Origin of the sequence: Ralstonia sp. RRA, assembly GCF_037023145.1 — a bacterium.
GTDB lineage: Bacteria > Pseudomonadota > Gammaproteobacteria > Burkholderiales > Burkholderiaceae > Ralstonia.
This window is the reverse complement of the sequence record NZ_CP146091.1, coordinates 3,171,622-3,196,561: the sequence shown is the minus strand read 5'-3', so window position 1 is coordinate 3,196,561 and position 24,940 is coordinate 3,171,622. Positions and strand designations below refer to the sequence as shown.

The following is a 24,940-nucleotide window of genomic DNA, read 5'->3' as shown; positions in this document are numbered from 1 at the left end:
GCCCGGCAAAGCGCTGTGCAAGGCATCTGAACCAGACGGGCTCGCGCTCTTTGGTCTCGATCTGTTCCCGCAGGTCTGTCTCTAGAGCGTTCTGCTCGCCACTTCCAAAACCCGATTGCGCCGATTGCCTCACATATGAGGCTGCCACGTCACGTGGTCCGGCGATTTTTCAAAAACCAAGCTGGATTGAACAATGCCAACTATCAATCAATTGGTTCGCAAGCCCCGCGTCTCTGAAAAGCTGAAGAGCAAGAGCCCGGCGCTTGAGAACTGCCCGCAGCGTCGCGGCGTGTGCACCCGCGTGTACACCACGACGCCGAAGAAGCCGAACTCGGCACTGCGTAAGGTCGCCAAGGTGCGCCTGACCAACGGTTTCGAAGTCATTTCGTACATCGGCGGTGAAGGCCACAACCTGCAAGAACACAGCGTCGTGCTGATCCGCGGCGGCCGTGTGAAGGATTTGCCGGGTGTGCGTTACCACATCGTGCGCGGCTCCCTTGACCTGCAAGGCGTCAAGGACCGTAAGCAAGCACGTTCGAAGTACGGCGCGAAGCGCCCGAAGAAGGCCTAAGTGGTCAGTGAGATCGGTCCGCGCGTTTTGTACGGATGCGGGGTCACGGTCTTGTCATGAGCAGGCGGTACAACGGTGCGTTTTTTGACCGCACTGGCACCGTCGAGTAAGTGGTCACCCGGCTCAGATTGTTGGAAGACAAGCTAGTTGGTGGCCGGAGAACCGAAGCGGTTCTCAACTGAACAGAGAAGGAAAGAAGATGCCACGTCGTCGTGAAGTCCCCAAGCGGGAAATTCTGCCGGACCCGAAGTTCGGCAATGTGGAAGTCGCCAAGTTCATGAACGTCCTGATGCTGGACGGCAAGAAGTCGGTGGCTGAGCGTATCGTCTACGGTGCGTTCGACCAGATCGAGAAGAAAGCAGGCAAGGCACCCATCGAGGTGTTTTCGGTTGCCATCAACAACATCAAGCCGGTGGTGGAAGTGAAGAGCCGCCGTGTTGGTGGTGCCAACTATCAGGTGCCGGTCGAAGTCCGGCCGTCGCGTCGTCTGGCATTGGCGATGCGTTGGCTGCGGGAAGCTGCGAAGAAGCGCAGCGAGAAGTCGATGGCCCTGCGTCTGGCTGGTGAACTGCTCGAGGCCTCGGAAGGCCGCGGCGGCGCCATGAAGAAGCGCGACGAAGTGCACCGTATGGCAGAAGCCAACAAGGCGTTCTCGCACTTCCGCTTCTAAGCGACTCACGAACGTTGTTGGTTGCTGGGCGGGTTGTGCGCGCACATCTCGCCCATTTGTATTAGGGGCGCTTGCTATCCGGCAGCGCCCCGTTGACGAATCAGAGCAAAGGATTAACCGTGGCTCGTAAGACCCCCATTGAGCGCTACCGTAACATCGGTATTTCCGCTCACATCGACGCCGGCAAAACCACCACGACCGAGCGGATCCTGTTCTACACCGGTGTGAACCACAAGATCGGTGAAGTGCATGATGGCGCTGCCACCATGGACTGGATGGAGCAGGAGCAAGAGCGCGGCATCACCATCACCTCGGCTGCTACCACTGCCTTCTGGAAGGGCATGGGCGGCAACTACCCCGAGCACCGCTTCAACATCATCGACACCCCCGGACACGTGGACTTCACCATCGAGGTGGAGCGTTCCATGCGTGTGCTGGACGGCGCGTGCATGGTGTACTGCGCAGTGGGTGGCGTGCAGCCGCAGTCGGAAACCGTCTGGCGCCAGGCCAACAAGTACAAGGTGCCGCGTCTGGCGTTCGTCAACAAGATGGACCGTACCGGCGCGAACTTCTTCAAGGTCTACGACCAGCTGAAGACTCGCCTGAAGGCCAACCCGGTGCCCGTCGTGGTGCCGATCGGTGCTGAAGACGGCTTCCAAGGCGTCGTCGATCTGCTGGAAATGAAGGCGATCATTTGGGACGAAGCCAGCCAGGGCGTGAAGTTCGAATACCAGGACATCCCGGCCAATCTGGTGGACATCGCCAACGAATGGCGCGAGAAGATGGTCGAGTCGGCTGCTGAAGCCAGCGAAGCCCTGATGGAAAAGTACCTGGGCGGCGAAGAGCTGACCCGTGCTGAGATCGTCAAGGCGCTGCGCGACCGCACCATCGCCTGCGAAATCCAGCCGATGCTGTGCGGCACCGCGTTCAAGAACAAGGGCGTGCAGCGCATGCTCGACGCTGTGATCGACTTCCTGCCGTCGCCGGTCGACATTCCGCCGGTCCAAGGCACCGACGAAAGCGACAACGAGAAGAAGCTCGAGCGCAAGGCTGACGACAACGAAAAGTTCTCGGCACTGGCGTTCAAGATCATGACCGACCCGTTCGTCGGCCAGCTGATCTTCTTCCGCGTCTACTCGGGCAAGATCAATTCGGGCGACACCGTGTACAACCCGGTGAAGCAGAAGAAGGAGCGTCTGGGCCGTATTCTGCAGATGCATGCCAACCAGCGCGAAGAAATCAAGGAAGTGCTGGCCGGTGACATCGCCGCTGCGGTGGGCCTGAAGGACGCCACCACGGGCGACACGCTGTGCGATCCGGCTGCCCCGATCGTGCTCGAGCGCATGGTGTTCCCGGAGCCGGTGATCTCGCAGGCTGTCGAGCCGAAGACCAAGGCTGACCAGGAAAAGATGGGCATCGCCCTGAACCGACTGGCCGCTGAAGATCCGTCGTTCCGCGTGCGTACCGATGAAGAATCGGGCCAAACCATTATTTCGGGCATGGGCGAGCTCCACCTCGAAATTCTGGTCGACCGCATGAAGCGCGAATTCGGCGTGGAAGCCAACATCGGCGCGCCGCAAGTTGCCTACCGCGAAACCATCCGCAAGAAGGTTGAAGACGTCGAAGGCAAGTTCGTCAAGCAGTCGGGCGGCCGCGGTCAGTACGGTCACGCTGTGATCACGCTGGAACCGGCAGACGACGAGGCGAAGAAGGCAGGCAAGAACTTCGAATTCGTCGACGCCATCAAGGGCGGTGTGATTCCTCGCGAATACATCCCGGCGGTCGAGAAGGGTATCGTCGACACGCTGCCGGCCGGTATTCTGGCGGGCTTCCCGGTGGTGGACGTGAAGGTCACGCTGACGTTCGGTTCGTACCACGACGTGGACTCGAACGAAAACGCGTTCCGCATGGCCGGCTCGATGGCTTTCAAGGAAGCCATGCGTAAGGCCACCCCGGTTCTGCTCGAGCCGATGATGGCTGTGGAAGTGGAAACGCCGGAAGACTACACGGGTACCGTGATGGGCGACTTGTCGTCCCGCCGCGGCATCGTGCAGGGCATGGACGACATGGTGGGCGGCGGCAAGATCATCAAGGCCGAAGTCCCGCTGTCGGAAATGTTCGGTTATTCGACGTCGCTGCGCTCGCAAACGCAAGGCCGCGCCACGTACACCATGGAATTCAAGCAATACGCTGAGGCACCGAAGAACATCGCCGAAGCTGTGATGGCCGCCAAGGGTACGAAGTAATCAATGTGTTTGGGCGATGCGCATGTGCGTATCGCCCGCATCCAAATCTAGTAATTAGCCGATTCCGAATTGAGGAGCTGACATGGCAAAGGAAAAGTTCGAGCGGACCAAGCCGCACGTGAACGTTGGGACGATTGGTCACGTTGACCACGGCAAGACGACGCTGACTGCAGCGATCGCGACCGTGCTGTCCGCCAAGTTTGGTGGCGAAGCGAAGAAGTACGACGAAATCGACGCTGCACCGGAAGAAAAGGCACGCGGCATCACGATCAACACCGCGCACATCGAGTACGAAACGGCCAACCGCCACTACGCGCACGTTGACTGCCCGGGCCACGCCGACTACGTCAAGAACATGATCACCGGTGCCGCCCAGATGGACGGCGCCATCCTGGTGTGCTCGGCCGCTGACGGCCCGATGCCGCAAACGCGTGAGCACATCCTGCTGGCCCGCCAAGTGGGCGTGCCGTACATCATCGTCTTCCTGAACAAGTGCGACATGGTGGACGACGCTGAGCTGCTGGAACTGGTCGAGATGGAAGTGCGCGAACTTCTGTCGAAGTACGACTTCCCGGGCGACGACACCCCGATCATCAAGGGTTCGGCCAAGCTGGCGCTGGAAGGCGACAAGGGCGAGCTGGGCGAAGTGGCCATCATGAACCTGGCCGACGCACTGGACACCTACATCCCGACGCCGGAGCGCGCTGTTGACGGCACGTTCCTGATGCCGGTGGAAGACGTGTTCTCGATCTCGGGTCGCGGCACCGTGGTGACCGGCCGTATCGAGCGTGGCGTGATCAAGGTCGGCGAAGAAATCGAAATCGTCGGTATCGCCATGGACGGCGACAAGCCGAAGATCGACAAGACGACCTGCACGGGCGTGGAAATGTTCCGCAAGCTGCTGGACCAAGGTCAAGCAGGCGACAACGTCGGTATTCTGCTGCGCGGCACCAAGCGTGAAGACGTTCAGCGTGGCCAAGTGCTGGCCAAGCCGGGCTCGATCAAGCCGCACATGGAATTCACGGGCGAGGTCTACATCCTGTCGAAGGACGAAGGCGGCCGTCACACCCCGTTCTTCAACAACTACCGCCCGCAGTTCTACTTCCGTACGACGGACGTGACTGGCTCGATCGCCCTGCCGGAAGGCAAGGAAATGGTCATGCCGGGTGACAACGTGTCGATCACCGTCAAGCTGATCGCCCCGATCGCCATGGAAGAAGGCCTGCGCTTCGCAATCCGCGAAGGCGGCCGTACCGTGGGTGCTGGCGTCGTTGCCAAGATCCTGAAGTAAAAGGCGGATCGATGCGCCGTTCCTCGTAAGGGGTGCGGTGCATCGCCTGTTGCATCGCTCTTTCAATTTCCCGGCGGCCTGGCCGCCATGCTCTTTAAGGAAACATCATGCAGAACCAAAAGATCCGTATTCGCCTGAAGGCTTTCGACTACCGCCTGATCGACCAGTCGGCCGCTGAAATCGTTGAAACCGCCAAGCGCACCGGCGCAATCGTCAAGGGCCCGGTGCCCCTGCCGACCCGCATCCAGCGTTTCGACGTTCTGCGTTCGCCGCACGTCAACAAGACCAGCCGCGACCAGTTCGAAATCCGCACGCACCAGCGCCTGATGGACATCGTCGACCCGACGGACAAGACCGTTGACGCGCTGATGAAGCTGGACCTGCCGGCTGGTGTGGATGTCGAGATCAAGCTGCAGTAAGCAAGACAACGCTGCCGGATCACTTCGGCAACGGGCAAACGGCGAGCCAAGTGCTCGCCGTTTCGCTTTTTAGGCCCAGATGTTGCACCGCGCACGACGTCCGGCCACGTATTCGGTAATCGCCCTTGCAGATTGTTTGTAGGCGGGATATAGTGTAGGGCTACCCCTTTAGTCAAGGGGAGTGGGCTGGCCATTTGGCCTCGCGCTGTCTCTTTAGGCGCAGTCCAGTTCAAGATTCGTAGTATCAATCAGCCCCGGCCAATCGCAGCTGGGAATGGAGCAAACCATGAGCCTTGGCCTTGTAGGTCGCAAGGTTGGCATGACCCGTATTTTCACGGACGACGGCGATTCGATTCCCGTCACCGTGCTCGAGGTCGGCGACAACCGCGTGACGCAAATCAAGACGGACGAGACCGACGGTTATACCGCGGTTCAAGTCACCTTCGGCACCCGACGCGCCAGCCGCGTCACCAAGCCGCTGGCGGGTCATCTCGCCAAAGCCGGCGTGGAAGCGGGCGAAGTCATCAAAGAATTCCGAGTGGATGCCGCTCGTGCCGCTGAATTCCAGCCGGGCGCGAACATCAGCGTCGACCTGTTCGAAGTCGGCCAGAAGGTCGACGTTCAAGGTGTGACGATTGGTAAGGGCTACGCCGGTACGATCAAGCGTTACAACTTCTCGTCGGGCCGCGCCACGCACGGTAACTCGCGCTCGCACAATGTGCCGGGCTCGATCGGTATGGCGCAGGATCCGGGTCGCGTGTTCCCGGGTAAGCGCATGACCGGTCACATGGGTGACGTCACCCGTACCGTCCAGAACCTGGAAATCGCCAAGATCGACGCAGAGCGCAAGCTGCTGCTGGTCAAGGGTGCGATCCCGGGTGCCAAGAACGGTCAAGTCATCGTCACGCCGGCCGTGAAGGCTCGCGCTAAGAAGGCATAAGGAGCAAACGCATGGAACTGAAGCTGCTCCAGGACAACGGTCAACTCGGCGCTGGCGTTGCTGCCTCGCCGGAAGTGTTCGGCCGTGACTATAACGAAGCCCTCGTTCACCAGATCGTCGTTGCTTACCAGGCCAACGCTCGCAGCGGTAACCGTAAGCAGAAGGATCGTGAAGAGGTCAAGCACACGACCAAGAAGCCGTGGCGCCAAAAGGGTACGGGCCGCGCCCGTGCAGGTATGAGCTCCTCCCCGCTGTGGCGCGGGGGTGGTCGTATCTTCCCGAACAGCCCGGAAGAAAACTTCTCGCAGAAGGTCAACAAGAAGATGTACCGCGCCGGCATGCGCTCGATTTATTCGCAGCTTGCCCGTGAAGGTCGCATCAACGTCGTTGACAGCCTGTCCGTCGAAGCCCCCAAGACCAAGCTGCTGGCTGACAAGCTCGGCGCCATGGGCCTGGATTCGGTGCTCGTGATTACCGATAACCTGGACGAAAACCTCTTCCTGGCATCGCGCAACCTGGCGCACGTGCTCGTGGTTGAGCCGCGTCACGCTGACCCCCTGTCGCTCGTGCACTACAAGAAGGTGCTCGTGACGAAGGGTGCCGTCGCGCAGATCGAGGAGTTGCTGAAATGACGCAAGTTGCCAAGAACGACCATCGCCTGATGCAGGTGCTGCTGGCGCCCGTGGTGTCTGAAAAGGCAACGCTGGTGGCCGAGAAGAACGAACAGGTCGTGTTCGAAGTGGCTCCCGACGCCAACAAGATCGAGGTGAAGGCTGCCGTTGAACTGCTGTTCAAGGTGGAAGTCGCTTCCGTCCAGATTCTGAACCGCAAGGGCAAGCAAAAGCGCTTCGGTCGCTTCATGGGTCGTCGTAACCACGTGAAGATGGCCTACGTTTCGCTGAAGCCGGGTCAGGAAATCAATTTTGAAGCGGAGGCCAAGTAATCATGGCACTCGTCAAGACCAAGCCGACATCGCCGGGCCGCCGCTCGATGGTGAAGGTCGTCAACCCCGACCTTCACAAGGGTGCGCCGCACGCTCCGCTGCTGGAAAAGCAATTCCAGAAGTCGGGTCGTAACAACAACGGCCACATCACCACGCGCCATAAGGGCGGTGGTCACAAGCATCACTATCGCATCGTCGATTTCAAGCGTAACGATAAGGACGGTATCCCGGCCAAGATCGAGCGCCTGGAATACGATCCGAACCGTAGCGCCAACATCGCGCTCGTGCTGTTCGCCGACGGCGAGCGCCGCTACATCATCGCCCCGAAGGGCGCTGTGGTTGGCCAAGCCATCGCCAACGGCTCGGAAGCGCCGATCAAGGCCGGTAACAACCTGCCGATCCGCAACATTCCGGTCGGTACGACGATCCACTGCGTGGAAATCCTGCCGGGCAAGGGCGCTCAAGTGGCCCGTTCGGCTGGTACGTCCGCCGTGCTGCTGGCTCGCGAAGGCATCTACGCTCAAGTGCGTCTGCGCTCGGGTGAAGTGCGCCGCGTGCACATCGAGTGCCGCGCGACCATCGGTGAAGTCGGCAACGAAGAGCACAGCCTGCGCCAGATCGGCAAGGCCGGTGCAACCCGTTGGCGCGGTATTCGCCCGACCGTTCGCGGTGTGGTGATGAACCCGGTGGATCACCCGCACGGTGGTGGTGAAGGTAAGACCGCAGCTGGTCGTGATCCGGTGTCCCCGTGGGGCACGCCGACCAAGGGCTACCGCACCCGTCGTAACAAGCGCACGGACAGCATGATCGTCCAACGCCGTCACAAGCGTTAATCGGTAGGTAGGAGCTAAGAAATGACTCGTTCCGTAAAGAAAGGTCCGTTCATCGACGCCCACCTGCTGAAGAAGGTGGAAACGGCGGTGCAGACGAAGGACAAGAAGCCCATCAAGACTTGGTCGCGCCGTTCGACCATTCTGCCGGACTTCATCGGCCTGACGATCGCCGTTCACAACGGCCGTCAGCACGTCCCCGTGTACGTCACGGAAAACATGGTTGGCCACAAGCTCGGCGAATTTGCGCTCACGCGTACGTTCAAGGGCCACGCTGCCGACAAGAAAGCGAAGCGATAAGGGGCAATCATGGAAGTTAAAGCGATTCATCGCGGCGCCCGTATCTCCGCACAGAAGACGCGCCTGGTTGCTGACCAGATCCGCGGCCTGTCGATCGAGCGCGCACTCAACGTGCTGACGTTCAGCCCGAAGAAGGCGGCTGGCATCGTGAAGAAGGTGGTTGAGTCCGCCATCGCGAACGCCGAGCACAACGAAGGCGCCGACATCGATGAGCTGAAGGTCAAGTCGATCTACATCGACAAGGCAACGTCGCTCAAGCGCTTCACCGCGCGTGCGAAGGGCCGTGGCAACCGCATCGAGAAACAAACCTGTCACATCACTGTGACGCTGGGCAACTAAGGGGTCACGATGGGACAGAAGATTCATCCGACTGGCTTCCGTCTGGCTGTCAGCCGTAACTGGGCTTCGCGTTGGTACGCGAACAACACCCAGTTTGCCGGCATGCTCAAGGAAGACATCGAAGTTCGCGAGTTTCTGAAGAAGAAGCTGAAGAACGCTTCGGTGGGCCGCGTGGTCATCGAGCGTCCGGCCAAGAATGCACGTATCACCATTTACAGCTCGCGTCCGGGCGTGGTGATCGGCAAGAAGGGCGAGGACATCGAACTGCTGAAGGCTGAACTGCAACGTCGCATGGGCGTGCCCGTGCACGTGAACATCGAAGAAATCCGCAAGCCGGAAGTCGATGCGCAGCTGATCGCCGATTCGATCACGCAGCAGCTTGAGCGCCGCATCATGTTCCGTCGCGCCATGAAGCGCGCGATGCAGAACGCAATGCGTCTGGGTGCTCAGGGCATCAAGATCATGAGCTCGGGCCGTCTGAACGGCATCGAAATCGCCCGTACCGAGTGGTACCGCGAAGGCCGTGTGCCCCTGCACACGCTGCGCGCCGATATCGACTACGGCTTCTCCGAAGCGGAAACCACCTACGGCATCATCGGTGTCAAGGTGTGGGTGTACAAGGGCGACCATCTGGGTCGCAACGACGCACCCGTCGTGGAAGAGCCGAAGGAAGACGAGCGCCGTCGCCGCCCGGGTCGCCCGGAAGGTCGTCGCCGTGAAGGCGATCGCCCGGCCGGTCAGCGCCGCGGTGCTGGTGCAGGTGCTCCCCGCCGTAGCGGTGGCGCCGACGCCAAGACTGGAGAATAAACATGCTGCAACCTAAGCGCAGGAAGTACCGCAAGGAGCAGAAGGGCCGTAACACCGGTATCGCCACGCGCGGTAACGCCGTGTCGTTCGGCGAATTCGGCCTGAAGGCGATGGGTCGTGGCCGTCTGACTGCGCGTCAGATCGAGTCCGCCCGTCGTGCGATGACCCGTCACATCAAGCGTGGCGGCCGCATTTGGATCCGGATTTTCCCGGACAAGCCGATCTCGAAGAAGCCTGCCGAAGTCCGTATGGGTAACGGTAAGGGCAACCCGGAATACTACGTGGCTGAAATTCAGCCGGGCAAGATGCTGTACGAAATGGACGGCGTCGGCGAAGAACTGGCACGCGAGGCTTTCCGCCTGGCCGCTGCCAAGTTGCCGATCGCGACCAGCTTCGTGGTGCGTCAGGTCGGAACGTAAGGAGCACACACCATGAAAGCATCTGAACTGCGCGACAAGGATGTCGCCGGGCTGAACCAGGAGCTCTCCGAGCTGCTGAAGGCCCAATTCGGCCTGCGCATGCAAAAGGCGACGCAACAGCTGCAGAACACCAGCCAGCTGAAGAAGGTGCGTCGTGACATCGCGCGTGTCCGTACCGTGCTGGGCCAGAAGGGGAACCAGAAATGACTGAAGCAGCAACGTCCCTGAAGCGCACGCTCGTCGGTCGCGTTGTCAGCAACAAGATGGACAAGACCGTGACGGTCCTGGTCGAAAACCGCGTCAAGCATCCGCTGTACGGTAAGTACGTGGTGCGCTCGAAGAAGTACCATGCGCACGACGAAGCCAACCAGTACAACGAAGGCGACAAGGTTGAGATCACGGAATCGCGCCCGATCTCGCGCACCAAGTCGTGGGTGGTGTCGCGTCTGCTTGAAGCTGCACGCGTGATCTAAAACAACAGCTGAGCAGTTTGCTGTTGCAAGACCGAGATTATGTGATATAGTCTCGGTCTTTCCCTTTGAGAGGGTTGCCAGCTGTTCGGCTGGTGGCTCGGGCAAAGAGAAGAATGAATGGGTCTGGTGGCACTCGCTGCCAGGCAGCTACCGACTTCAAGTTGATCAACCCAATCGCGGTTGGCGCAATGCCAGCAGCCGGCGGGACCAAGACTGATCGCTTCTGCGCATTGTGCGTAACGGCGAATTAAGTTGGGACGAGAACACCATGATTCAGACAGAAAGCCGGCTCGAAGTGGCCGATAACACGGGTGCGCGTGAAGTCATGTGCATCAAGGTGCTGGGCGGTTCGAAGCGCCGCTACGCCAGCGTCGGCGACATCATCAAGGTCAGCGTCAAGGATGCTGCCCCGCGTGGTCGCGTGAAGAAGGGCGATATCTACAACGCCGTGGTGGTGCGTACCGCCAAGGGCGTGCGCCGTCCTGACGGCTCGCTCATCAAGTTCGACGGCAATGCCGCCGTGCTGCTGAACACCAAGCTTGAGCCGATCGGCACCCGCATCTTCGGGCCGGTCACTCGCGAACTCCGTACCGAGCGCTTCATGAAGATCGTGTCGCTCGCGCCGGAAGTGCTGTAATCGGAGGCCGCATGAACAAGATTCGCAAGGGCGATCGCGTCATCGTCCGCACCGGTAAGGACAAGGGTAAGCAAGGTACCGTGCTGTCGGTGCTCGCTGAGCACGTGACGGTGGAAGGCGTGAACGTTGCCAAGAAGCACGTGCGCCCGAACCCGATGCTGGGTACCACGGGTGGTGTGGTTGATAAGGTCATGCCCATCCATATTTCGAACGTTGCGCTCGTGGATGCCAATGGCAAGCCGTCGCGCGTCGGCATCAAGGTTGAAGGCGGCGTGAAGACGCGTGTCCTGAAGACCACCGGTGCTGCCGTCGGCGCTTGATTCTGGGCGATAGAGAGGAGTTGAGCATGACTGCACGTCTGCAAGAGTTTTACAAAGAGAAGGTTGTGCCCGAGCTGATCAAGCAGTTCGGTTACAAGTCCGTGATGGAAGTGCCGCGCATCACCAAGATCACTCTGAACATGGGTCTTGGCGAAGCCATCAATGACAAGAAGGTCATCGAGCACGCCACGGGCGACCTGATCAAGATCGCTGGCCAGAAGCCCATCGTGACGAAGGCCCGCAAGGCTATCGCCGGCTTCAAGATTCGCCAGGGTTACCCGATCGGCACGATGGTCACGCTGCGTGGCCAACGCATGTACGAATTCCTGGACCGCTTCATCACGGTGTCGCTGCCCCGCGTGCGCGATTTCCGCGGTGTGTCGGGTAAGGCGTTCGACGGTCGTGGCAACTACAACATCGGTGTGAAAGAGCAGATCATTTTCCCCGAAATCGAGTACGACAAGATCGACGCACTCCGTGGTCTGAACATCAGCATCACGACGACTGCGAAGAACGATGAGGAAGCGAAGGCGCTCCTCAATGCGTTCAAGTTCCCGTTCCGTAATTAAGGGGTTACCGTGGCTAAATTGTCTCTGATCGAACGCGAGAAGAAGCGTGCCAAGCTCGTGGCCAAGTACGCTGAGAAGCGCGCCGCTCTCGAAGCCATCGTGGCAGACCAAAGCAAGTCGGAAGAAGAGCGTTACGAAGCGCGCCTGAAGCTGCAAGCTCTGCCGCGCAACGCGAACCCGACTCGTCAGCGCAACCGCTGCTCGATCACCGGTCGTCCCCGCGGTACGTTCCGCAAGTTTGGCCTGGCGCGTAACAAGCTCCGTGAGATCGCCTTCAAGGGCGAAATCCCGGGTCTGACGAAAGCCAGCTGGTAATCACGCACAGGCTACAGGAGAAACACTATGAGCATGAGCGATCCGATCGCCGATATGCTGACGCGTATCCGCAACGCGCAAGCGGTGGAAAAAGCGTCGGTGGTCATGCCGTCGTCGAAGCTGAAGGTGGCAATCGCCAAAGTCCTGAAGGACGAAGGCTACATCGACGAATTCGCCGTGACCGAGCAGGGTGGCAAGTCCACGCTGACGATTGGTCTGAAGTACTACGCTGGCCGTCCGGTCATCGAGCGCCTGGAGCGCGTCTCGAAGCCTGGTCTGCGTGTGTACAAGGGCCGTAACGAAATCCCGCAAGTGATGAACGGCCTGGGCGTCGCCATCATCTCGACCCCGCAGGGTCTGATGACGGACCGCCGTGCGCGCGCAACCGGTGTCGGTGGCGAAGTCATTTGCTACGTCGCCTAAGGGAGGGGAACCATGTCTCGCGTAGGTAAGGCTCCCATCGCGCTGCCCAAGGGCGCCGAAGTCAATTTCGCTGGTGGTCTGCTGACCGTCAAGGGCCCGCTGGGCACGCTGACGCAGCCGATTCACTCGCTGGTTAAGGTCAACACCGACAACGGCACGATTACGTTCGAGCCGGCAGATGAGTCGCGTGAAGCCAATGCGTTGCAAGGCACGATGCGCGCCCTGACGGCCAACATGGTCAAGGGTGTGACGACGGGCTTCGAGCGCAAGCTGAACCTGGTCGGCGTGGGTTACCGTGCTTCGCTTCAAGGCACCGCCCTGAAGCTGCAACTCGGTTTCTCGCACGACGTGATCCATGAGATGCCGGAAGGCGTGAAGGCGGAAACGCCGACGCAGACCGAAATCATTATCAAGGGTTCGGACAAGCAGAAAGTTGGTCAGGTCGCCGCTGAAGTGCGTGGCTATCGTCCGCCTGAGCCCTACAAGGGCAAGGGTGTGCGCTACGCAGACGAGCGTGTGATCCTGAAGGAAACCAAGAAGAAGTAAGGGTGCACATCATGAACAAAAATGACTCGCGTTTGCGCCGTGCACGTCAGACCCGCCTGAAGATTGCGGAACTGAACGTCGCTCGCCTGGCTGTGCACCGTACCAACCTGCACATCTACGCGCAGGTCTTCTCGGAAGACGGCACGAAGGTTCTGGCTGCGGCCTCGACGGCGGAAGCCGAAGTCCGCAAGGAACTGAACGGCAACGGTGGCAACACCGCGGCTGCCACCCTGGTGGGTAAGCGTATTGCTGAGAAGGCGAAGGCTGCCGGCATCGAAGCCGTGGCGTTCGATCGCTCGGGTTTCCGTTATCACGGTCGCGTGAAGGCACTGGCTGACGCGGCACGCGAAGCTGGCCTGAAGTTCTAAGCCGGCATAGAGGATATCGTCATGGCAAAAATTCAACCTAAGGTCCAAGGGGACGAGCGCGACGACGGTCTTCGCGAGAAGATGATCGCGGTCAACCGCGTGACCAAGGTGGTCAAGGGCGGCCGGATTCTCGGTTTCGCTGCTCTGACCGTGGTCGGCGACGGCGACGGCCGTATCGGCATGGGCAAGGGCAAGGCGAAGGAAGTGCCCGTGGCCGTACAGAAGGCAATGGACGAAGCCCGTCGCAAGATGGTCAAGGTCCCGCTGAAGAACGGTACGCTGCAGCACGAAGTGGTTGGCAAGCATGGCGCCGCTAAGGTGCAAATGATGCCCGCGAAGGACGGTACTGGCGTGATCGCCGGCGGCCCGATGCGCGCCATCTTCGAAGTGATGGGCGTGACGAACATCGTGACCAAGTCGCACGGTTCGACCAATCCTTACAACATGGTGCGCGCAACGCTGGATGGCCTGCGCAAGATGAGCACCCCGGCTGAAATTGCTGCCAAGCGTGGCAAGTCGGTCGAAGAGATCCTCGGCTAAGCCGAAGGGATAGGTGAACGATATGTCGCAGAAAACCGTGAAAGTCCAACTCGTGCGTAGCCTGATCGGTACGCGCGAAGACCACCGCGCCACGGTGCGTGGTCTGGGCCTGCGCCGCATGAACTCGGTGTCCGAATTGCAGGACACGCCGGCAGTGCGCGGCATGATCAACAAGGTGTCCTACCTGGTCAAGGTCATCGGCTAAGGCAAGACGGAGAAGAACATGCAACTGAATAACCTGAAGCCGGCAGCCGGCTCCAAGCACGCCAAGCGCCGTGTCGGTCGCGGTATTGGCTCGGGCCTGGGTAAGACGGCTGGTCGTGGTCACAAGGGTCAGAAGTCGCGTTCGGGTGGTTTCCACAAGGTCGGCTTCGAAGGCGGCCAGATGCCCCTGTATCGTCGTCTGCCCAAGCGTGGTTTCACCTCGCTGACCAAGGAATTCACCGCTGAAGTGCGTCTGGGCGACCTGGCGGGCCTGCCGATCGAAGAAATCGATCTGCTGTCCCTCAAGCAAGCCGGCCTCGTTGGCGAGATGGTCAAGAGCGCCAAGGTGATCCTGTCGGGCGAGATCGACAAGAAAGTGGTTCTGAAGGGCCTGGGCGCAACGGCTGGGGCGAAGGCCGCAATCGAAGCGGCTGGTGGCTCGCTGGCCTGATAGCCTGCTGTTTCACACTGACGGAGCATCCGTTTGGCCACGGCGAAACCTAATGTGATGGCCCAGGCCAAGAACACGGCCAAGTACGGCGATCTTCGCCGTCGGCTGGTGTTCCTGGTTCTGGCACTGCTGGTGTATCGGATCGGCGCGCACATTCCTGTGCCTGGCATCGATCCGGATCAACTGGCACAGCTTTTCCAACGGCAGTCGGGCGGCATCCTCGGGATGTTTAACCTGTTCTCCGGTGGCGCGCTGTCGCGGTTCACGGTGTTTGCGTTGGGGATCATGCCGTACATCTCGGCGTCGATCATCATGCAACTGCTGACGATCGTGCTGCCGCAGCTGGAATCGCTCAAGAAGGAAGGCCAAGCCGGCCAGCGCAAGATTACGCAGTACACGCGCTACGGTACGGTCCTCCTGGCGACGTTCCAAGCGCTTGGGATTGCAGTGGCACTCGAAGCACAGCCGGGTCTGGTTCTGGATCCGGGTCTGATGTTCCGAGCGACCGCAGTGATCACGCTGGTGACGGGCACGATGTTCCTGATGTGGCTGGGTGAGCAGATTACCGAGCGCGGTCTGGGCAACGGGATCTCGATCATCATCTTTGGCGGGATTGCAGCGGGTCTGCCCAATGCCATCGGCGGGCTGTTTGAGCTGGTGCGCACGGGTTCGATGGGGATTTTCTCCGCGATCCTGGTGGTGGCGATCATTGGCGCGGTGACTTTCGTGGTGGTGTTCATTGAACGCGGCCAGCGCAAGATCCTCGTCAACTACGCCAAGCGGCAGGTTGGTAACAAGATTTATGGCGGTCAGTCGTCGCATTTGCCGCTGAAGTTGAATATGGCTGGGGTGATTCCGCCGATCTTTGCATCGTCGATCATTCTGTTCCCGGCCACGATCGCGGGCTGGTTTACAGCCGGCAACTCGACGAATCCGGTCACTCGATTCGTCAAGGACCTGGCAGCAACGCTGTCGCCGGGTCAGCCGGTGTACATCCTGCTGTATGCGGCGGCGATCATCTTCTTCTGTTTCTTCTACACGGCGCTGGTCTATAACAGCCGCGAAGTGGCAGATAACCTGAAGAAGAGTGGGGCGTTCATTCCGGGCATCCGTCCGGGCGAGCAAACCACGCGGTATATCGACAAGATTCTGGTGCGTTTGACCCTGGCGGGTGCGATCTACATCACGCTGGTGTGTCTGTTGCCGGAGTTCTTGGTGCTGCGCTGGAATGTGCCGTTCTACTTTGGTGGGACGTCGCTGTTGATCATCGTGGTGGTCACGATGGACTTCATGGCGCAAGTGCAGTCCTACGTGATGTCTCAGCAGTACGAGTCTTTGATGAAGAAGGCGAATTTCAAGGGCAACCTGACGCTCCGATAAAAAGAGCGGTCGCACGAAGCTAAAGAGACATGGCTAAAGACGACGTGATCCAGATGCAGGGTGAGGTGCTGGAAAACCTTCCCAACGCAACGTTTCGCGTCAAGCTAGAGAACGGCCACGTAGTGTTAGGCCATATTTCCGGCAAGATGCGGATGCATTACATCCGTATCCTGCCCGGGGACAAGGTGACGGTCGAATTGACCCCGTATGATCTGTCCCGCGCGCGCATCGTATTCCGGGCGAAGTGAGCGGACTGGAATTGAAGGAAGAGGAAAATCATGAAAGTGCTGGCTTCTGTTAAGCGCATTTGCCGCAACTGCAAAATCATCAAGCGCAAGGGCGTGGTGCGTGTGATCTGCTCGTCGGACCCGCGTCATAAGCAGCGCCAAGGCTAATTTCGCAAAGAGGATTGACGAATGGCACGTATCGCAGGGGTCAACATCCCCAATCACCAACATACCGTGATCGGCCTGACGGCTGTGTACGGTATCGGCCGCTCGCGCGCTCAGAAGATTTGCGAAGCCACCGGTGTCCCGACCAACAAGAAGGTCAAGGACCTGACGGACGCTGACCTCGAAAAGCTGCGTGACGAAGTCAACAAGTTCACCGTCGAAGGCGATCTGCGCCGTGAAACGACGATGAACATCAAGCGCCTGATGGATCTGGGCTGCTACCGTGGCGTGCGCCATCGCAAGGGCCTGCCGATGCGCGGTCAGCGTACCCGCACGAACGCCCGTACCCGTAAGGGTCCGCGTAAGGCCGGCGTCGCGCTCAAGAAGTAATCCGTCGGGTAAAGGATAGGAACTATGGCAAAAGCAGCGAATACCGCCGCCCAGCGCGCGCGTAAGAAGGTTCGCAAGAACGTCGCCGACGGCATCGCGCACGTTCACGCGTCGTTCAACAACACGATCATCACGATCACCGACCGTCAAGGCAATGCTCTGTCGTGGGCAACGTCGGGTGGCCAGGGCTTCAAGGGCTCGCGTAAGTCGACGCCGTTTGCAGCTCAGGTCGCTGCTGAAAGTGCTGGCCGCGTGGCGCAGGACCAAGGCATCAAGAACCTGGAAGTGCGCATCAAGGGCCCGGGCCCGGGTCGTGAGTCGGCCGTGCGTGCGCTGAACAACCTGGGTATCAAGATCCAGGTGATCGAAGACGTGACGCCGGTGCCGCACAACGGCTGCCGTCCGCCGAAGCGTCGTCGTATCTAAGTGATTCGACCGGCCGCGCCAGTTGCTGGCGAGGTCGGTCCGCGGGTGCTATACTTGCCCGCTTGCCTGTCTTCCGGGTTTCTCTGGAAGGCGGGTTTCGTCTTTTCATAAGCCCACTGTTCGTCACGATTCCATTGGGAACCTGGTGATGAACCATCCGCGGAGTTTGTGCTGCGGATGACTGAAAACAAAGGAACGCAACGTGGCACGCTATACCGGCCCCAAGGCGAAACTGTCTCGCCGCGAAGGTACTGACCTTTTTCTGAAGAGCGCACGTCGCTCGCTCGCCGACAAGTGCAAGCTGGACAGCAAGCCTGGCCAGCACGGTCGCACTTCCGGCGCCCGCACCTCCGACTACGGCAACCAACTGCGCGAAAAGCAGAAGGTCAAGCGCATCTACGGCGTGCTGGAGCGTCAATTCCGCCGCTACTTCGCTGAAGCCGACCGCCGCAAGGGCAACACGGGTGAAACCCTGCTGCAACTGCTGGAATCGCGCCTGGACAACGTCGTCTACCGCATGGGCTTCGGCTCGACCCGCGCTGAGGCGCGTCAACTGGTGTCGCACAAGGCGATCCTGGTGAACGGCGTGGCACTGAACGTGCCGTCGGCACAGATCAAGTCGGGCGACGTGGTTGCCATCCGCGAAAAGTCGAAGAAGCAAGTGCGTATCGCTGAATCGCTGACGCTGGCTGAGCAAAGCGGTTTCCCGACCTGGGTGGCTGTGGACGCCAAGAAGATGGAAGGCACGTTCAAGCAAGTCCCGGATCGTGCGGACATCGCCGGCGATATCAACGAAAGCCTGATCGTCGAATTGTATTCGCGTTAATGACGACGCCCGTGCCGAAAGGTGCGGGCTTCTTGCGCTTTTTGGGGACGCTCATCGTCAACAAAATTGTGTTCGCGCGCCTGCCGTATCTTGGCGCCGTCCCAATCTGGTTCGTTACGTGCCGCAACGCGATTGCGGCACGCGCGTCTTCCGTCGCGGTGGACGCGACGGAATCTTTCCAGTCCAATCCGTCAGCCTTATCGGTGTAACGAGCCGAGGGTATTGAAACAGGACAACCTACATGCAAACAGCACTCCTCAAGCCCAAAATTATTGCGGTTGAGCCGCTTGGCGATCATCACGCGAAGGTCGTCATGGAACCGTTCGAGCGCGGCTACGGCCACACGCTCGGTAACGCGCTGCGCCGCGTGCTGCTGTCGTCGATGGTCGGCTATGCCCCGACCGAAGTCACGATCGCTGGGGTCGTCCACGAGTATTCCACCATCGATGGCGTGCAGGAAGACGTCGTCAACCTGCTGCTGAACCTGAAGGGCGTGGTGTTCAAGCTGCACAACCGTGATGAAGTCACGGTGTCGCTGCGCAAGGAAGGCGAAGGTGTGGTGACCGCTGCCGATATCGAGCTGCCGCACGATGTCGAGATCATCAACCCGGGTCATGTCATCGCCAACCTGTCGGCTGGTGGCAAGCTGGATCTGCAGCTGAAGGTCGAGCAAGGCCGCGGCTATGTGCCGGGTAACGTGCGCAAGTTCGGCGACGAGTCGAGCAAGGTCATTGGCCGCATCGTGCTGGACGCCTCGTTCGCGCCGGTGCGCCGCGTGTCGTACGCCGTTGAGTCCGCTCGTGTGGAACAGCGTACCGACCTCGACAAGCTGGTGATGAACATCGAAACCAACGGCGTGATCTCGCCGGAGGAAGCGATTCGCCAGTCGGCTCGCATTCTGGTCGACCAGCTGTCGGTGTTCGCCGCACTGGAAGGCACCGAGAGCGCTGCCGAAGCCGCCGCCGCCCGCGCACCGCAGATCGATCCGATCCTGCTGCGCCCGGTCGACGACCTGGAGCTGACGGTGCGTTCGGCCAACTGCCTGAAGGCCGAAAACATCTACTACATCGGCGACCTGATCCAGCGTACCGAGAACGAGCTGCTGAAGACCCCGAACCTGGGTCGCAAGTCGCTCAACGAGATCAAGGAAGTCCTCGCTTCGCGTGGCCTGACGCTCGGCATGAAGCTCGAGAACTGGCCGCCCGCAGGTCTCGAAAAGTAATTGCAAGTTGTCGGCCGGTGCGTGTGCATCGGCCGGTTTTCCCGCCGTTGCTGTCTGAGCGGCCTATTGTTAAAGCTACCGGCCCGCGCCTCGCAAGGGGTGATAGAAGAGCTGGTCAAACACTCTTAAGAAGGAATCATCATGCGTCACCGTCATGGTCTGCGGAAACTGAACCGCACCTCGTCGCACCGTCTCGCGATGCTGCGCAACATGTCCAACTCGCTGCTGCAGCACGAGTTGATCAAGACCACGCTGCCGAAGGCCAAGGAACTGCGCAAGGTTGTCGAGCCGCTGATCACGCTGGCCAAGAAGGACACCGTTGCCAACCGCCGTCTGGCATTCGCCCGCCTGCGCGACCGCGACATGGTCACCAAGCTGTTCACGGAACTGGGCCCGCGTTTCGCGACCCGTCCGGGCGGCTACACCCGTATCCTGAAGTTCGGCTTCCGTCAGGGCGACAATGCGCCGATGGCACTGGTCGAGCTGCTGGACCGTCCGGAAGTTGCTGAGGCAGTGGACGCCGAAGCCGCTGAGTAAGATCAGCCGAGGTTTGCCGGTGCGACACGTCGTCGCGCCGGATGCGCCGAATGTCCCTTTCGAGCGCGCATTACAATGAAGCCAGGATACGTATCCTGGCTTTTTTGTTGTCTGCGCTCGGCTATTTGGCCATGGGAGCGCATCTGTGGAGTTTCCATGTCTGCCGGAACCGATGTGCTGCTGGTGCTGACCAATCTGCCAGATGCCGACAGCGCCGACCGTGTGACCAAAGTCGTGCTCGAATCTCGGCTGGCCGCATGCATCAATCGCTTGCCTGCCTGCGCGTCGACATACTGGTGGAATGGCGCGATCGAACAGGCGACCGAGATCCCGCTGTTGATCAAGACCACGCGTGCGACGTATCCCGCGCTCGAGGCGGTGTTGCGCAAGGCGCATCCTTATGAGGTGCCAGAGATCATCGCCGTGCCGGTAGCTGTGGGCTTGCCGGCGTATCTTGCGTGGGTGGCTGACGAGACACGCCCGTCTTCTGTTTGAAGTTTGATAGCCGTTGATATGACCGCCTCTTCGTTCCTACCGATGCGACGTGTGCTGCAGTTGCTGATGCTGCTGGTCGCTGCGTTGATGCTGCACGCACCGGCGCACGCTGCCGACGATTTCCTGCCGCCCGAGCAGGCGTTCCGCTTCTCGGCCAAGCAGCTCGATGGGCAGACTGTCGAGGTCAAGTTCGGCATTGCTGACGGTTACTACATGTACCGCGAGCGCTTGGCCGTGGCGGCGGACCCCGCAACAGTCACATTCGCGCCGCTTGAACTGCCTGCGGGCAAGATCAAGCACGACGAGAACTTCAACAAGGAGGTCGAGACCTATCGCCATGCGCTCGTCTTCCACGTGAAGGCGCAAGACGCATCGGCACCGTTCACGCTGGTCGTCACCTCACAAGGCTGTGCGGACCAGGGCCTGTGCTATCCGCCGATGAAGAGCCGCTTCCAGGTGGAGCCGGCCTCTGCGTCGAGTGCGCCAACGGCACCAGGCGCCGCAGTCGTCAGCGGGACCGAGTCCTCTTCCGACGACAAGCTCGGCCGCATCGCCAGCACGCTGGGCAGTGGCAACCTTGGGGCGATTGCCTTGCTGTTCTTCGGCTTTGGTTTGCTGCTGACATTCACACCGTGCGTGCTGCCCATGTTGCCGATCATCTCGGCCATCGTGGTGGGCGAGCATGCCACGCGCATGCGTGCGGCGTTGGTGTCGGTGGCATATGTGCTGGGGATGGCGACGGTCTATACGGCGCTTGGTGTGGCGGCGGGCTTGGCGGGGCAGGGGCTTCAGGCTGCGCTGCAGAACCCTTGGGTGTTGGGCGCGTTTGCGCTGCTGATTGCATTGCTGTCGCTGTCGATGTTCGGCTTGTACGAGTTGCAGTTGCCGGCGTCGTGGCATCACCGGTTGACGCAGGCATCCAACAAGCTGAGCGGCGGCCAGATTGCGGGCGCCGCCGTCATGGGGGCGCTGTCGGCGTTGATCGTTTCACCGTGCGTGACGGCACCCTTGGCGGGGGCGCTCGCCTACATTGCACAAACCGGCAACGCGGCCACGGGGGGTACAGCACTGTTTGCCCTGTCCATGGGGATGGGCGTGCCGCTGATTCTGGTGGGCGTGGGCGCCGGCAATCTGCTGCCGCGCTCGGGGCATTGGCTGACCGTCACCAAGGCGATCTTCGGTTTCATCCTGCTCGCTGTGGCTCTGTACATCGTGCAGCCGGTCTTGCCTCCGTGGGCCGCGATGGTGGCCTGGGGCGCATTGCTGATCGGCGCGGCCGTGTTTCTGCGGACGTTCGATTCGCTGCCAGACGGTGCGAATAACGTGCAGCGTCTGGGCAAGGTGGTGGGCGTGGTATTGGCGCTGGCGGGGGCGGCGCAACTGGTGGGCGTGGCCGCAGGTGGGCGTGATCCGCTGCAACCGTTGGCCGGCGTGCTGCGCGCGTCGACCGGTGCATCCGCGCAAGCCGAGGTGCATGGCCTGACCTTCAAGCGCGTGAAGAGCACGGATGAACTCGATGCCGAGGTACGCAACGCCAGTGCGTCGGGTCGCGCGGTGATGCTCGACTTCTACGCCGACTGGTGCGTGAGCTGCAAGGAAATGGAGCGCCTGACCTTCACGGATGCGCGGGTGCGCACGGCGCTCGCCGATGTGGTGCTGCTGCAGGCCGACGTGACGGCCAACAGCGCGGATGATCAGGCGCTGCTCAAGCGCTTCGGCCTGTTCGGCCCGCCCGGTACGATCTTCTTTGATACGCAGGGCCGCGAGGCGCAGGCCCGTGTGGTCGGCTTCGAGCATGCCGACACCTTCCTCGCCAGTCTGCGCCGCGCGCTGGGCGCAGCACAGACGGCAAAAACTTCTACCTGATCAGCCGCGCAGCAAGCGGGCGGCGTCCAGCGCGAAGTACGTCAGGATGCCATTCGCCCCGGCGCGCTTGAATGCCAGCAGCGATTCCAGCACGACCTTGTCGTGATCCAGCCAGCCGTTCTGCGCGGCGGCCTTCAACATCGCGTATTCACCGCTGACCTGGTAGACGTAGGTCGGGAAGCGGAACTCATCCTTCACGCGGCGCACGATGTCGAGGTACGGCATGCCGGGCTTGACCATCACCATGTCGGCGCCCTCGGCGATGTCGAGCGCCACTTCGCGCAGCGCCTCATCCGAGTTGGCCGGGTCCATCTGGTAGGTCATCTTGTTGCCCTTGCCCAGGTTGGCCGCCGAACCCACCGCATCCCGGAACGGGCCGTAGAACGCTGAAGCGTACTTGGCCGCGTAGGCCATGATGCGCGTGTAGATGTGGTCTTCGTGCTCCAGTGCCAGGCGGATGGCGCCGATGCGGCCGTCCATCATGTCGGACGGCGCGACGATGTCCACGCCGGCCGCGGCTTGTACCAAGGCCTGCGCGGAGAGGATCTCCACCGTCTCTTCGTTCAGCACATAGCCATTGGCATCGAGCACGCCATCCTGGCCGTGACTCGTGTACGGATCGAGCGCCACATCCGTCAGGATGCCCAGCTCGGGAAAGCGCGCCTTGAGTGCCTTTACCGCGCGCGGGATCAGGCCGTCCGGGTTGGTGGCTTCAATGCCGTCGGGCGTCTTGATCGACGGCTCGATCACCGGGAACAGCGCCAGCACCGGAATGCCCAGTTGCACGCATTGCTCGGCCACGCCCAGCAGCACATCCACCGAGACGCGCTCGACGCCCGGCATCGACGGCACGGCCTGGCGCACGTTGGTGCCTTCGAGGATGAAGACGGGGTAGATCAGATCGTCGGGGGTGAGGCGCGACTCGCGCATCATGCGGCGGGAGAAATCGTCGCGGCGCATGCGGCGCGGGCGATGGTCGGGGAAGCTCGAAATCATGTCAGCGGACTCTAAGAACACACTGTGAAGTTTGAAAACTTTCGTGGCGATTATCCATCCTATGCACGGACAATGCGCCCGCGACGCTGGTGCAGCGTCCCCCGCGGCTCCTCCCTGACGCGGGTTCCCATCGATGGCTCGATGGGGTCGTTACCCCCGTTGCGCTTTTGGCGACGGGGTTTTTTTTGCCGGTTCGCTTTGCGGCGCCGGTTCCAGGGCTTCGGGCAGGCACAGCCAGCCTGCGACAATTCGCTGCGCCTCTTCGATGCCACGACGCTTCAGGCTCGAGAACAGCTGCACCGTGAGCGACACATCGCCATCGATCTGCGCGCGGTAGTCGGCCAGCACCTTGCGTGCGGCCATCAGCGCGCGCGAGGCGTCGTTGTTGGTCAGCTTGTCCGCCTTGGTGAGCAGCACATGGATCGGCTTGCCCGTCGGCAGGAACCACTCGACCATCTGGCAATCGAGGTCGGTGAAGGGGCGGCGCGCGTCCATCATGATGACTAGGCCGGCCAGTTGCTGGCGCGCCTGGACGTAGTCGCCCAGCAGGTGGACCCAGTGCGACTTGGTTTCGCCGGGCGCTTCGGCATAGCCGTAGCCGGGCAGGTCGACCAGGAAGCCGAGCGGGTCTTCCGCCTTGGCCGGCATCACCGAGAAATAGTTGATGTGTTGCGTGCGCCCGGGCGTCTTGCTCGAGAACGCCAGCCGCTTCTGATTGCACAGGATGTTGATCGCGGTGGATTTGCCTGCGTTGGAGCGGCCCGCAAACGCGACTTCCGGCACGGCGGTTGCCGGTAAATCACGCAAATGATTGACGGTGATGAAGAAACGGGCTTGATGCAGGAGCGACATGCGCGGCAGTACCTGTAGACTGCAGTTCAGAACTGCGTGGTTGCTGCGCCGCGAGGTCGCATTGCAGAGGCGTTATTGTACAATACGCCGGTTTACGGACGTCCCCACCAGATCCGTCGCAGGACCGCCCCGAGGCCCGGGCCGGTCCGTTTTCATGCACGGTTCCGGTACGAGGAGAAGGGGATGCCCGGCGCCGCAGGGTCCGGCATTGGGCGGCGCACGCAGCATTCGAAAACAATCTAAACAAGGTGTGCGAATGAACCGCATCGCGAACGTTTTTGCTGTCGCAGCGCTGTCCCTGGCTTCGGCCTTCTCCGTGGCCCACGCTGAAGAACAAAAGATTGCCAAAGCCGATGCTGCACGCGGCGAAACGCTCTTCAACGCCGGCGTCCCTGCCAATGGCGTGCCCGCGTGTACCAGCTGCCACGGCGCCGGCGGTAACAGCGCCATGAACGTCAACCCGAAGCTCGCCGGTCAGCACGCCGAATACATCGAAAAGCAACTCAAGGATTTCAAGGCCAAGACCGATCGCAATCACGCGGTCATGTCGCTGTACGCGGGCGCGCTGTCCGACCAGGACATGAAGGACATCGGCGCGTACCTGGGCAAGCAGGCCGCTTGGAAGCCGGGCTCGGCCAAGAGCAAGGACACCATCGAGCTGGGTCAGAAACTGTATCGCGGCGGTGACGCCAAGCGCGGCATCGCAGCCTGCGCAGGCTGCCACGGCCCGACCGGTGCCGGTATCCCGGCGCAGTATCCGCGTATTGCAGGTCAGTTCTCCGAATACACCGAGGCACAACTGGTGGCGTTCCAGAACGGCACGCGCAAGAACAGCGTGCAGATGCATGACCTGGCCAACCGTATGACGACCGAGCAGATCAAGGCTGTGGCCGATTACGTCGCCGGTCTGCGTTAATCTGCCGCACCCGACCGTCTG

The 24,940-nt window shown here is 60.9% G+C and carries 39 protein-coding genes; 37 read left to right on the top strand and 2 right to left on the bottom strand.

All coding sequences use genetic code 11. From position 1 onward, the window contains the following. Positions 1-193: 193 nt before the first annotated feature. From rpsL to dsbD, 36 genes are all read left to right on the top strand, one after another. A complete protein-coding gene (gene rpsL, locus V6657_RS15420) occupies positions 194-571 on the top strand; it encodes a 30S ribosomal protein S12 (protein ID WP_021197587.1) in 378 nt (125 codons plus the stop codon). A gap of 199 nt (positions 572-770) precedes the next feature. Continuing rightward, the gene (gene rpsG / locus V6657_RS15415; protein WP_048935976.1) at positions 771-1,241 is read left to right on the top strand and encodes a 30S ribosomal protein S7; all 471 of its coding nucleotides are present in this window, start codon (positions 771-773) and stop codon (positions 1,239-1,241) included. Between the two features lie 119 nt (positions 1,242-1,360). Further along, a complete protein-coding gene (gene fusA, locus V6657_RS15410; RefSeq protein WP_048935977.1) occupies positions 1,361-3,487 on the top strand; it encodes an elongation factor G in 2,127 nt (708 codons plus the stop codon). Positions 3,488-3,569: 82 nt separating this feature from the next. Next, entirely contained in the window at positions 3,570-4,778 is a 1,209-nt protein-coding gene (tuf, locus tag V6657_RS15405) for an elongation factor Tu (protein WP_182587642.1), read from the top strand. A gap of 107 nt (positions 4,779-4,885) precedes the next feature. Next, positions 4,886-5,197 (top strand): 30S ribosomal protein S10, encoded by a 312-nt coding sequence (rpsJ, locus tag V6657_RS15400; RefSeq protein ID WP_004634473.1) that lies wholly within the window; start codon positions 4,886-4,888, stop codon positions 5,195-5,197. 286 nt (positions 5,198-5,483) lie between these two features. Beyond that, on the top strand, positions 5,484-6,137 hold the full coding sequence (rplC, locus tag V6657_RS15395; RefSeq protein WP_048935284.1) for a 50S ribosomal protein L3: 654 nt from the start codon (positions 5,484-5,486) through the stop codon (positions 6,135-6,137). Between the two features lie 11 nt (positions 6,138-6,148). Next, positions 6,149-6,769, top strand: a complete 621-nt coding sequence (rplD, locus tag V6657_RS15390; protein ID WP_021197584.1) for a 50S ribosomal protein L4 — start codon at positions 6,149-6,151, stop codon at positions 6,767-6,769. Further along, entirely contained in the window at positions 6,766-7,080 is a 315-nt protein-coding gene (gene rplW / locus V6657_RS15385) for a 50S ribosomal protein L23 (protein WP_039598701.1), read from the top strand. Before rplD ends, rplW begins: the two co-directional genes overlap by 4 nt. Before the next feature lie 2 nt (positions 7,081-7,082). Continuing rightward, complete coding sequence (gene rplB / locus V6657_RS15380; protein WP_021197582.1) at positions 7,083-7,913, top strand: 50S ribosomal protein L2; 831 nt, start codon at positions 7,083-7,085, stop codon at positions 7,911-7,913. 21 nt (positions 7,914-7,934) lie between these two features. Beyond that, the gene (gene rpsS, locus V6657_RS15375) at positions 7,935-8,210 is read left to right on the top strand and encodes a 30S ribosomal protein S19 (RefSeq protein WP_048935285.1); all 276 of its coding nucleotides are present in this window, start codon (positions 7,935-7,937) and stop codon (positions 8,208-8,210) included. Positions 8,211-8,219: 9 nt separating this feature from the next. After that, positions 8,220-8,549 carry a 50S ribosomal protein L22 gene (gene rplV / locus V6657_RS15370; RefSeq protein WP_004634479.1) on the top strand — a complete coding sequence of 110 codons (330 nt, stop codon included), beginning with the start codon at positions 8,220-8,222 and terminating at the stop codon, positions 8,547-8,549. A 9-nt stretch (positions 8,550-8,558) separates the two neighbouring features. Next, complete coding sequence (gene rpsC, locus V6657_RS15365) at positions 8,559-9,356, top strand: 30S ribosomal protein S3 (protein ID WP_021197580.1); 798 nt, start codon at positions 8,559-8,561, stop codon at positions 9,354-9,356. Between the two features lie 2 nt (positions 9,357-9,358). Next, a complete protein-coding gene (rplP, locus tag V6657_RS15360; RefSeq protein WP_003264123.1) occupies positions 9,359-9,775 on the top strand; it encodes a 50S ribosomal protein L16 in 417 nt (138 codons plus the stop codon). Between the two features lie 12 nt (positions 9,776-9,787). Next, positions 9,788-9,982, top strand: coding sequence for a 50S ribosomal protein L29 (rpmC, locus tag V6657_RS15355; protein ID WP_004634481.1), 195 nt, complete (start codon positions 9,788-9,790; stop codon positions 9,980-9,982). Further along, positions 9,979-10,248 carry a 30S ribosomal protein S17 gene (rpsQ, locus tag V6657_RS15350; RefSeq protein WP_021197579.1) on the top strand — a complete coding sequence of 90 codons (270 nt, stop codon included), beginning with the start codon at positions 9,979-9,981 and terminating at the stop codon, positions 10,246-10,248. The genes rpmC and rpsQ overlap by 4 nt, the downstream gene beginning before the upstream one ends. A 268-nt stretch (positions 10,249-10,516) precedes the next feature. After that, the gene (gene rplN, locus V6657_RS15345) at positions 10,517-10,885 is read left to right on the top strand and encodes a 50S ribosomal protein L14 (protein ID WP_003264129.1); all 369 of its coding nucleotides are present in this window, start codon (positions 10,517-10,519) and stop codon (positions 10,883-10,885) included. Positions 10,886-10,896: 11 nt separating this feature from the next. Then, on the top strand, positions 10,897-11,205 hold the full coding sequence (rplX, locus tag V6657_RS15340) for a 50S ribosomal protein L24 (RefSeq protein WP_048935286.1): 309 nt from the start codon (positions 10,897-10,899) through the stop codon (positions 11,203-11,205). 26 nt (positions 11,206-11,231) lie between these two features. Further along, positions 11,232-11,774, top strand: a complete 543-nt coding sequence (gene rplE / locus V6657_RS15335; RefSeq protein WP_009241894.1) for a 50S ribosomal protein L5 — start codon at positions 11,232-11,234, stop codon at positions 11,772-11,774. A gap of 9 nt (positions 11,775-11,783) precedes the next feature. Continuing rightward, positions 11,784-12,089, top strand: a complete 306-nt coding sequence (rpsN, locus tag V6657_RS15330) for a 30S ribosomal protein S14 (RefSeq protein WP_004634486.1) — start codon at positions 11,784-11,786, stop codon at positions 12,087-12,089. 27 nt (positions 12,090-12,116) lie between these two features. Continuing rightward, positions 12,117-12,512, top strand: a complete 396-nt coding sequence (gene rpsH, locus V6657_RS15325) for a 30S ribosomal protein S8 (RefSeq protein WP_004634489.1) — start codon at positions 12,117-12,119, stop codon at positions 12,510-12,512. 12 nt (positions 12,513-12,524) lie between these two features. Continuing rightward, positions 12,525-13,058, top strand: coding sequence for a 50S ribosomal protein L6 (rplF, locus tag V6657_RS15320; RefSeq protein WP_021197576.1), 534 nt, complete (start codon positions 12,525-12,527; stop codon positions 13,056-13,058). A gap of 11 nt (positions 13,059-13,069) precedes the next feature. After that, entirely contained in the window at positions 13,070-13,426 is a 357-nt protein-coding gene (gene rplR, locus V6657_RS15315; protein ID WP_021197575.1) for a 50S ribosomal protein L18, read from the top strand. A gap of 21 nt (positions 13,427-13,447) precedes the next feature. Continuing rightward, a complete protein-coding gene (gene rpsE / locus V6657_RS15310; protein ID WP_013211230.1) occupies positions 13,448-13,966 on the top strand; it encodes a 30S ribosomal protein S5 in 519 nt (172 codons plus the stop codon). A 22-nt stretch (positions 13,967-13,988) separates the two neighbouring features. Then, the gene (gene rpmD, locus V6657_RS15305; protein ID WP_003264137.1) at positions 13,989-14,171 is read left to right on the top strand and encodes a 50S ribosomal protein L30; all 183 of its coding nucleotides are present in this window, start codon (positions 13,989-13,991) and stop codon (positions 14,169-14,171) included. Between the two features lie 18 nt (positions 14,172-14,189). Further along, a complete protein-coding gene (rplO, locus tag V6657_RS15300) occupies positions 14,190-14,621 on the top strand; it encodes a 50S ribosomal protein L15 (protein ID WP_021197574.1) in 432 nt (143 codons plus the stop codon). A 57-nt stretch (positions 14,622-14,678) separates the two neighbouring features. After that, entirely contained in the window at positions 14,679-16,001 is a 1,323-nt protein-coding gene (secY, locus tag V6657_RS15295; RefSeq protein WP_021197573.1) for a preprotein translocase subunit SecY, read from the top strand. Positions 16,002-16,030: 29 nt separating this feature from the next. Further along, positions 16,031-16,249, top strand: coding sequence for a translation initiation factor IF-1 (gene infA / locus V6657_RS15290; RefSeq protein ID WP_003264140.1), 219 nt, complete (start codon positions 16,031-16,033; stop codon positions 16,247-16,249). A 30-nt stretch (positions 16,250-16,279) separates the two neighbouring features. Beyond that, positions 16,280-16,396: a 50S ribosomal protein L36 gene (gene rpmJ / locus V6657_RS15285; protein ID WP_003264141.1), complete on the top strand. Its 117-nt coding sequence runs from the start codon at positions 16,280-16,282 to the stop codon at positions 16,394-16,396. Between the two features lie 21 nt (positions 16,397-16,417). Beyond that, positions 16,418-16,783 carry a 30S ribosomal protein S13 gene (rpsM, locus tag V6657_RS15280; protein ID WP_039598709.1) on the top strand — a complete coding sequence of 122 codons (366 nt, stop codon included), beginning with the start codon at positions 16,418-16,420 and terminating at the stop codon, positions 16,781-16,783. Positions 16,784-16,807: 24 nt separating this feature from the next. Next, on the top strand, positions 16,808-17,209 hold the full coding sequence (rpsK, locus tag V6657_RS15275; protein WP_011002900.1) for a 30S ribosomal protein S11: 402 nt from the start codon (positions 16,808-16,810) through the stop codon (positions 17,207-17,209). A gap of 202 nt (positions 17,210-17,411) precedes the next feature. Beyond that, positions 17,412-18,035, top strand: coding sequence for a 30S ribosomal protein S4 (gene rpsD / locus V6657_RS15270; RefSeq protein WP_021197570.1), 624 nt, complete (start codon positions 17,412-17,414; stop codon positions 18,033-18,035). Then, positions 18,035-18,244 (top strand): hypothetical protein, encoded by a 210-nt coding sequence (locus V6657_RS15265; protein WP_048935287.1) that lies wholly within the window; start codon positions 18,035-18,037, stop codon positions 18,242-18,244. The genes rpsD and V6657_RS15265 overlap by 1 nt, the downstream gene beginning before the upstream one ends. A gap of 32 nt (positions 18,245-18,276) precedes the next feature. Further along, on the top strand, positions 18,277-19,257 hold the full coding sequence (rpoA, locus tag V6657_RS15260) for a DNA-directed RNA polymerase subunit alpha (RefSeq protein ID WP_004634508.1): 981 nt from the start codon (positions 18,277-18,279) through the stop codon (positions 19,255-19,257). A gap of 141 nt (positions 19,258-19,398) precedes the next feature. Then, complete coding sequence (gene rplQ / locus V6657_RS15255; RefSeq protein WP_031330213.1) at positions 19,399-19,794, top strand: 50S ribosomal protein L17; 396 nt, start codon at positions 19,399-19,401, stop codon at positions 19,792-19,794. A gap of 156 nt (positions 19,795-19,950) precedes the next feature. Continuing rightward, positions 19,951-20,289: a divalent-cation tolerance protein CutA gene (cutA, locus tag V6657_RS15250; RefSeq protein WP_048935288.1), complete on the top strand. Its 339-nt coding sequence runs from the start codon at positions 19,951-19,953 to the stop codon at positions 20,287-20,289. Between the two features lie 18 nt (positions 20,290-20,307). Beyond that, complete coding sequence (gene dsbD, locus V6657_RS15245; RefSeq protein WP_048935289.1) at positions 20,308-22,155, top strand: protein-disulfide reductase DsbD; 1,848 nt, start codon at positions 20,308-20,310, stop codon at positions 22,153-22,155. Here the strand turns inward: dsbD and hemB are convergent, their stop codons facing one another. Both hemB and yihA read right to left on the bottom strand, forming a co-directional pair. Next, complete coding sequence (gene hemB / locus V6657_RS15240) at positions 22,156-23,151, bottom strand: porphobilinogen synthase (RefSeq protein WP_048935290.1); 996 nt, start codon at positions 23,149-23,151, stop codon at positions 22,156-22,158. Between the two features lie 150 nt (positions 23,152-23,301). After that, a complete protein-coding gene (gene yihA / locus V6657_RS15235) occupies positions 23,302-24,003 on the bottom strand; it encodes a ribosome biogenesis GTP-binding protein YihA/YsxC (RefSeq protein WP_048935291.1) in 702 nt (233 codons plus the stop codon). 256 nt (positions 24,004-24,259) lie between these two features. Between yihA and V6657_RS15230 the strand changes: the two genes are divergently transcribed. Next, positions 24,260-24,919 (top strand): c-type cytochrome, encoded by a 660-nt coding sequence (locus tag V6657_RS15230; RefSeq protein WP_048935292.1) that lies wholly within the window; start codon positions 24,260-24,262, stop codon positions 24,917-24,919. Positions 24,920-24,940: the final 21 nt, after the last annotated feature.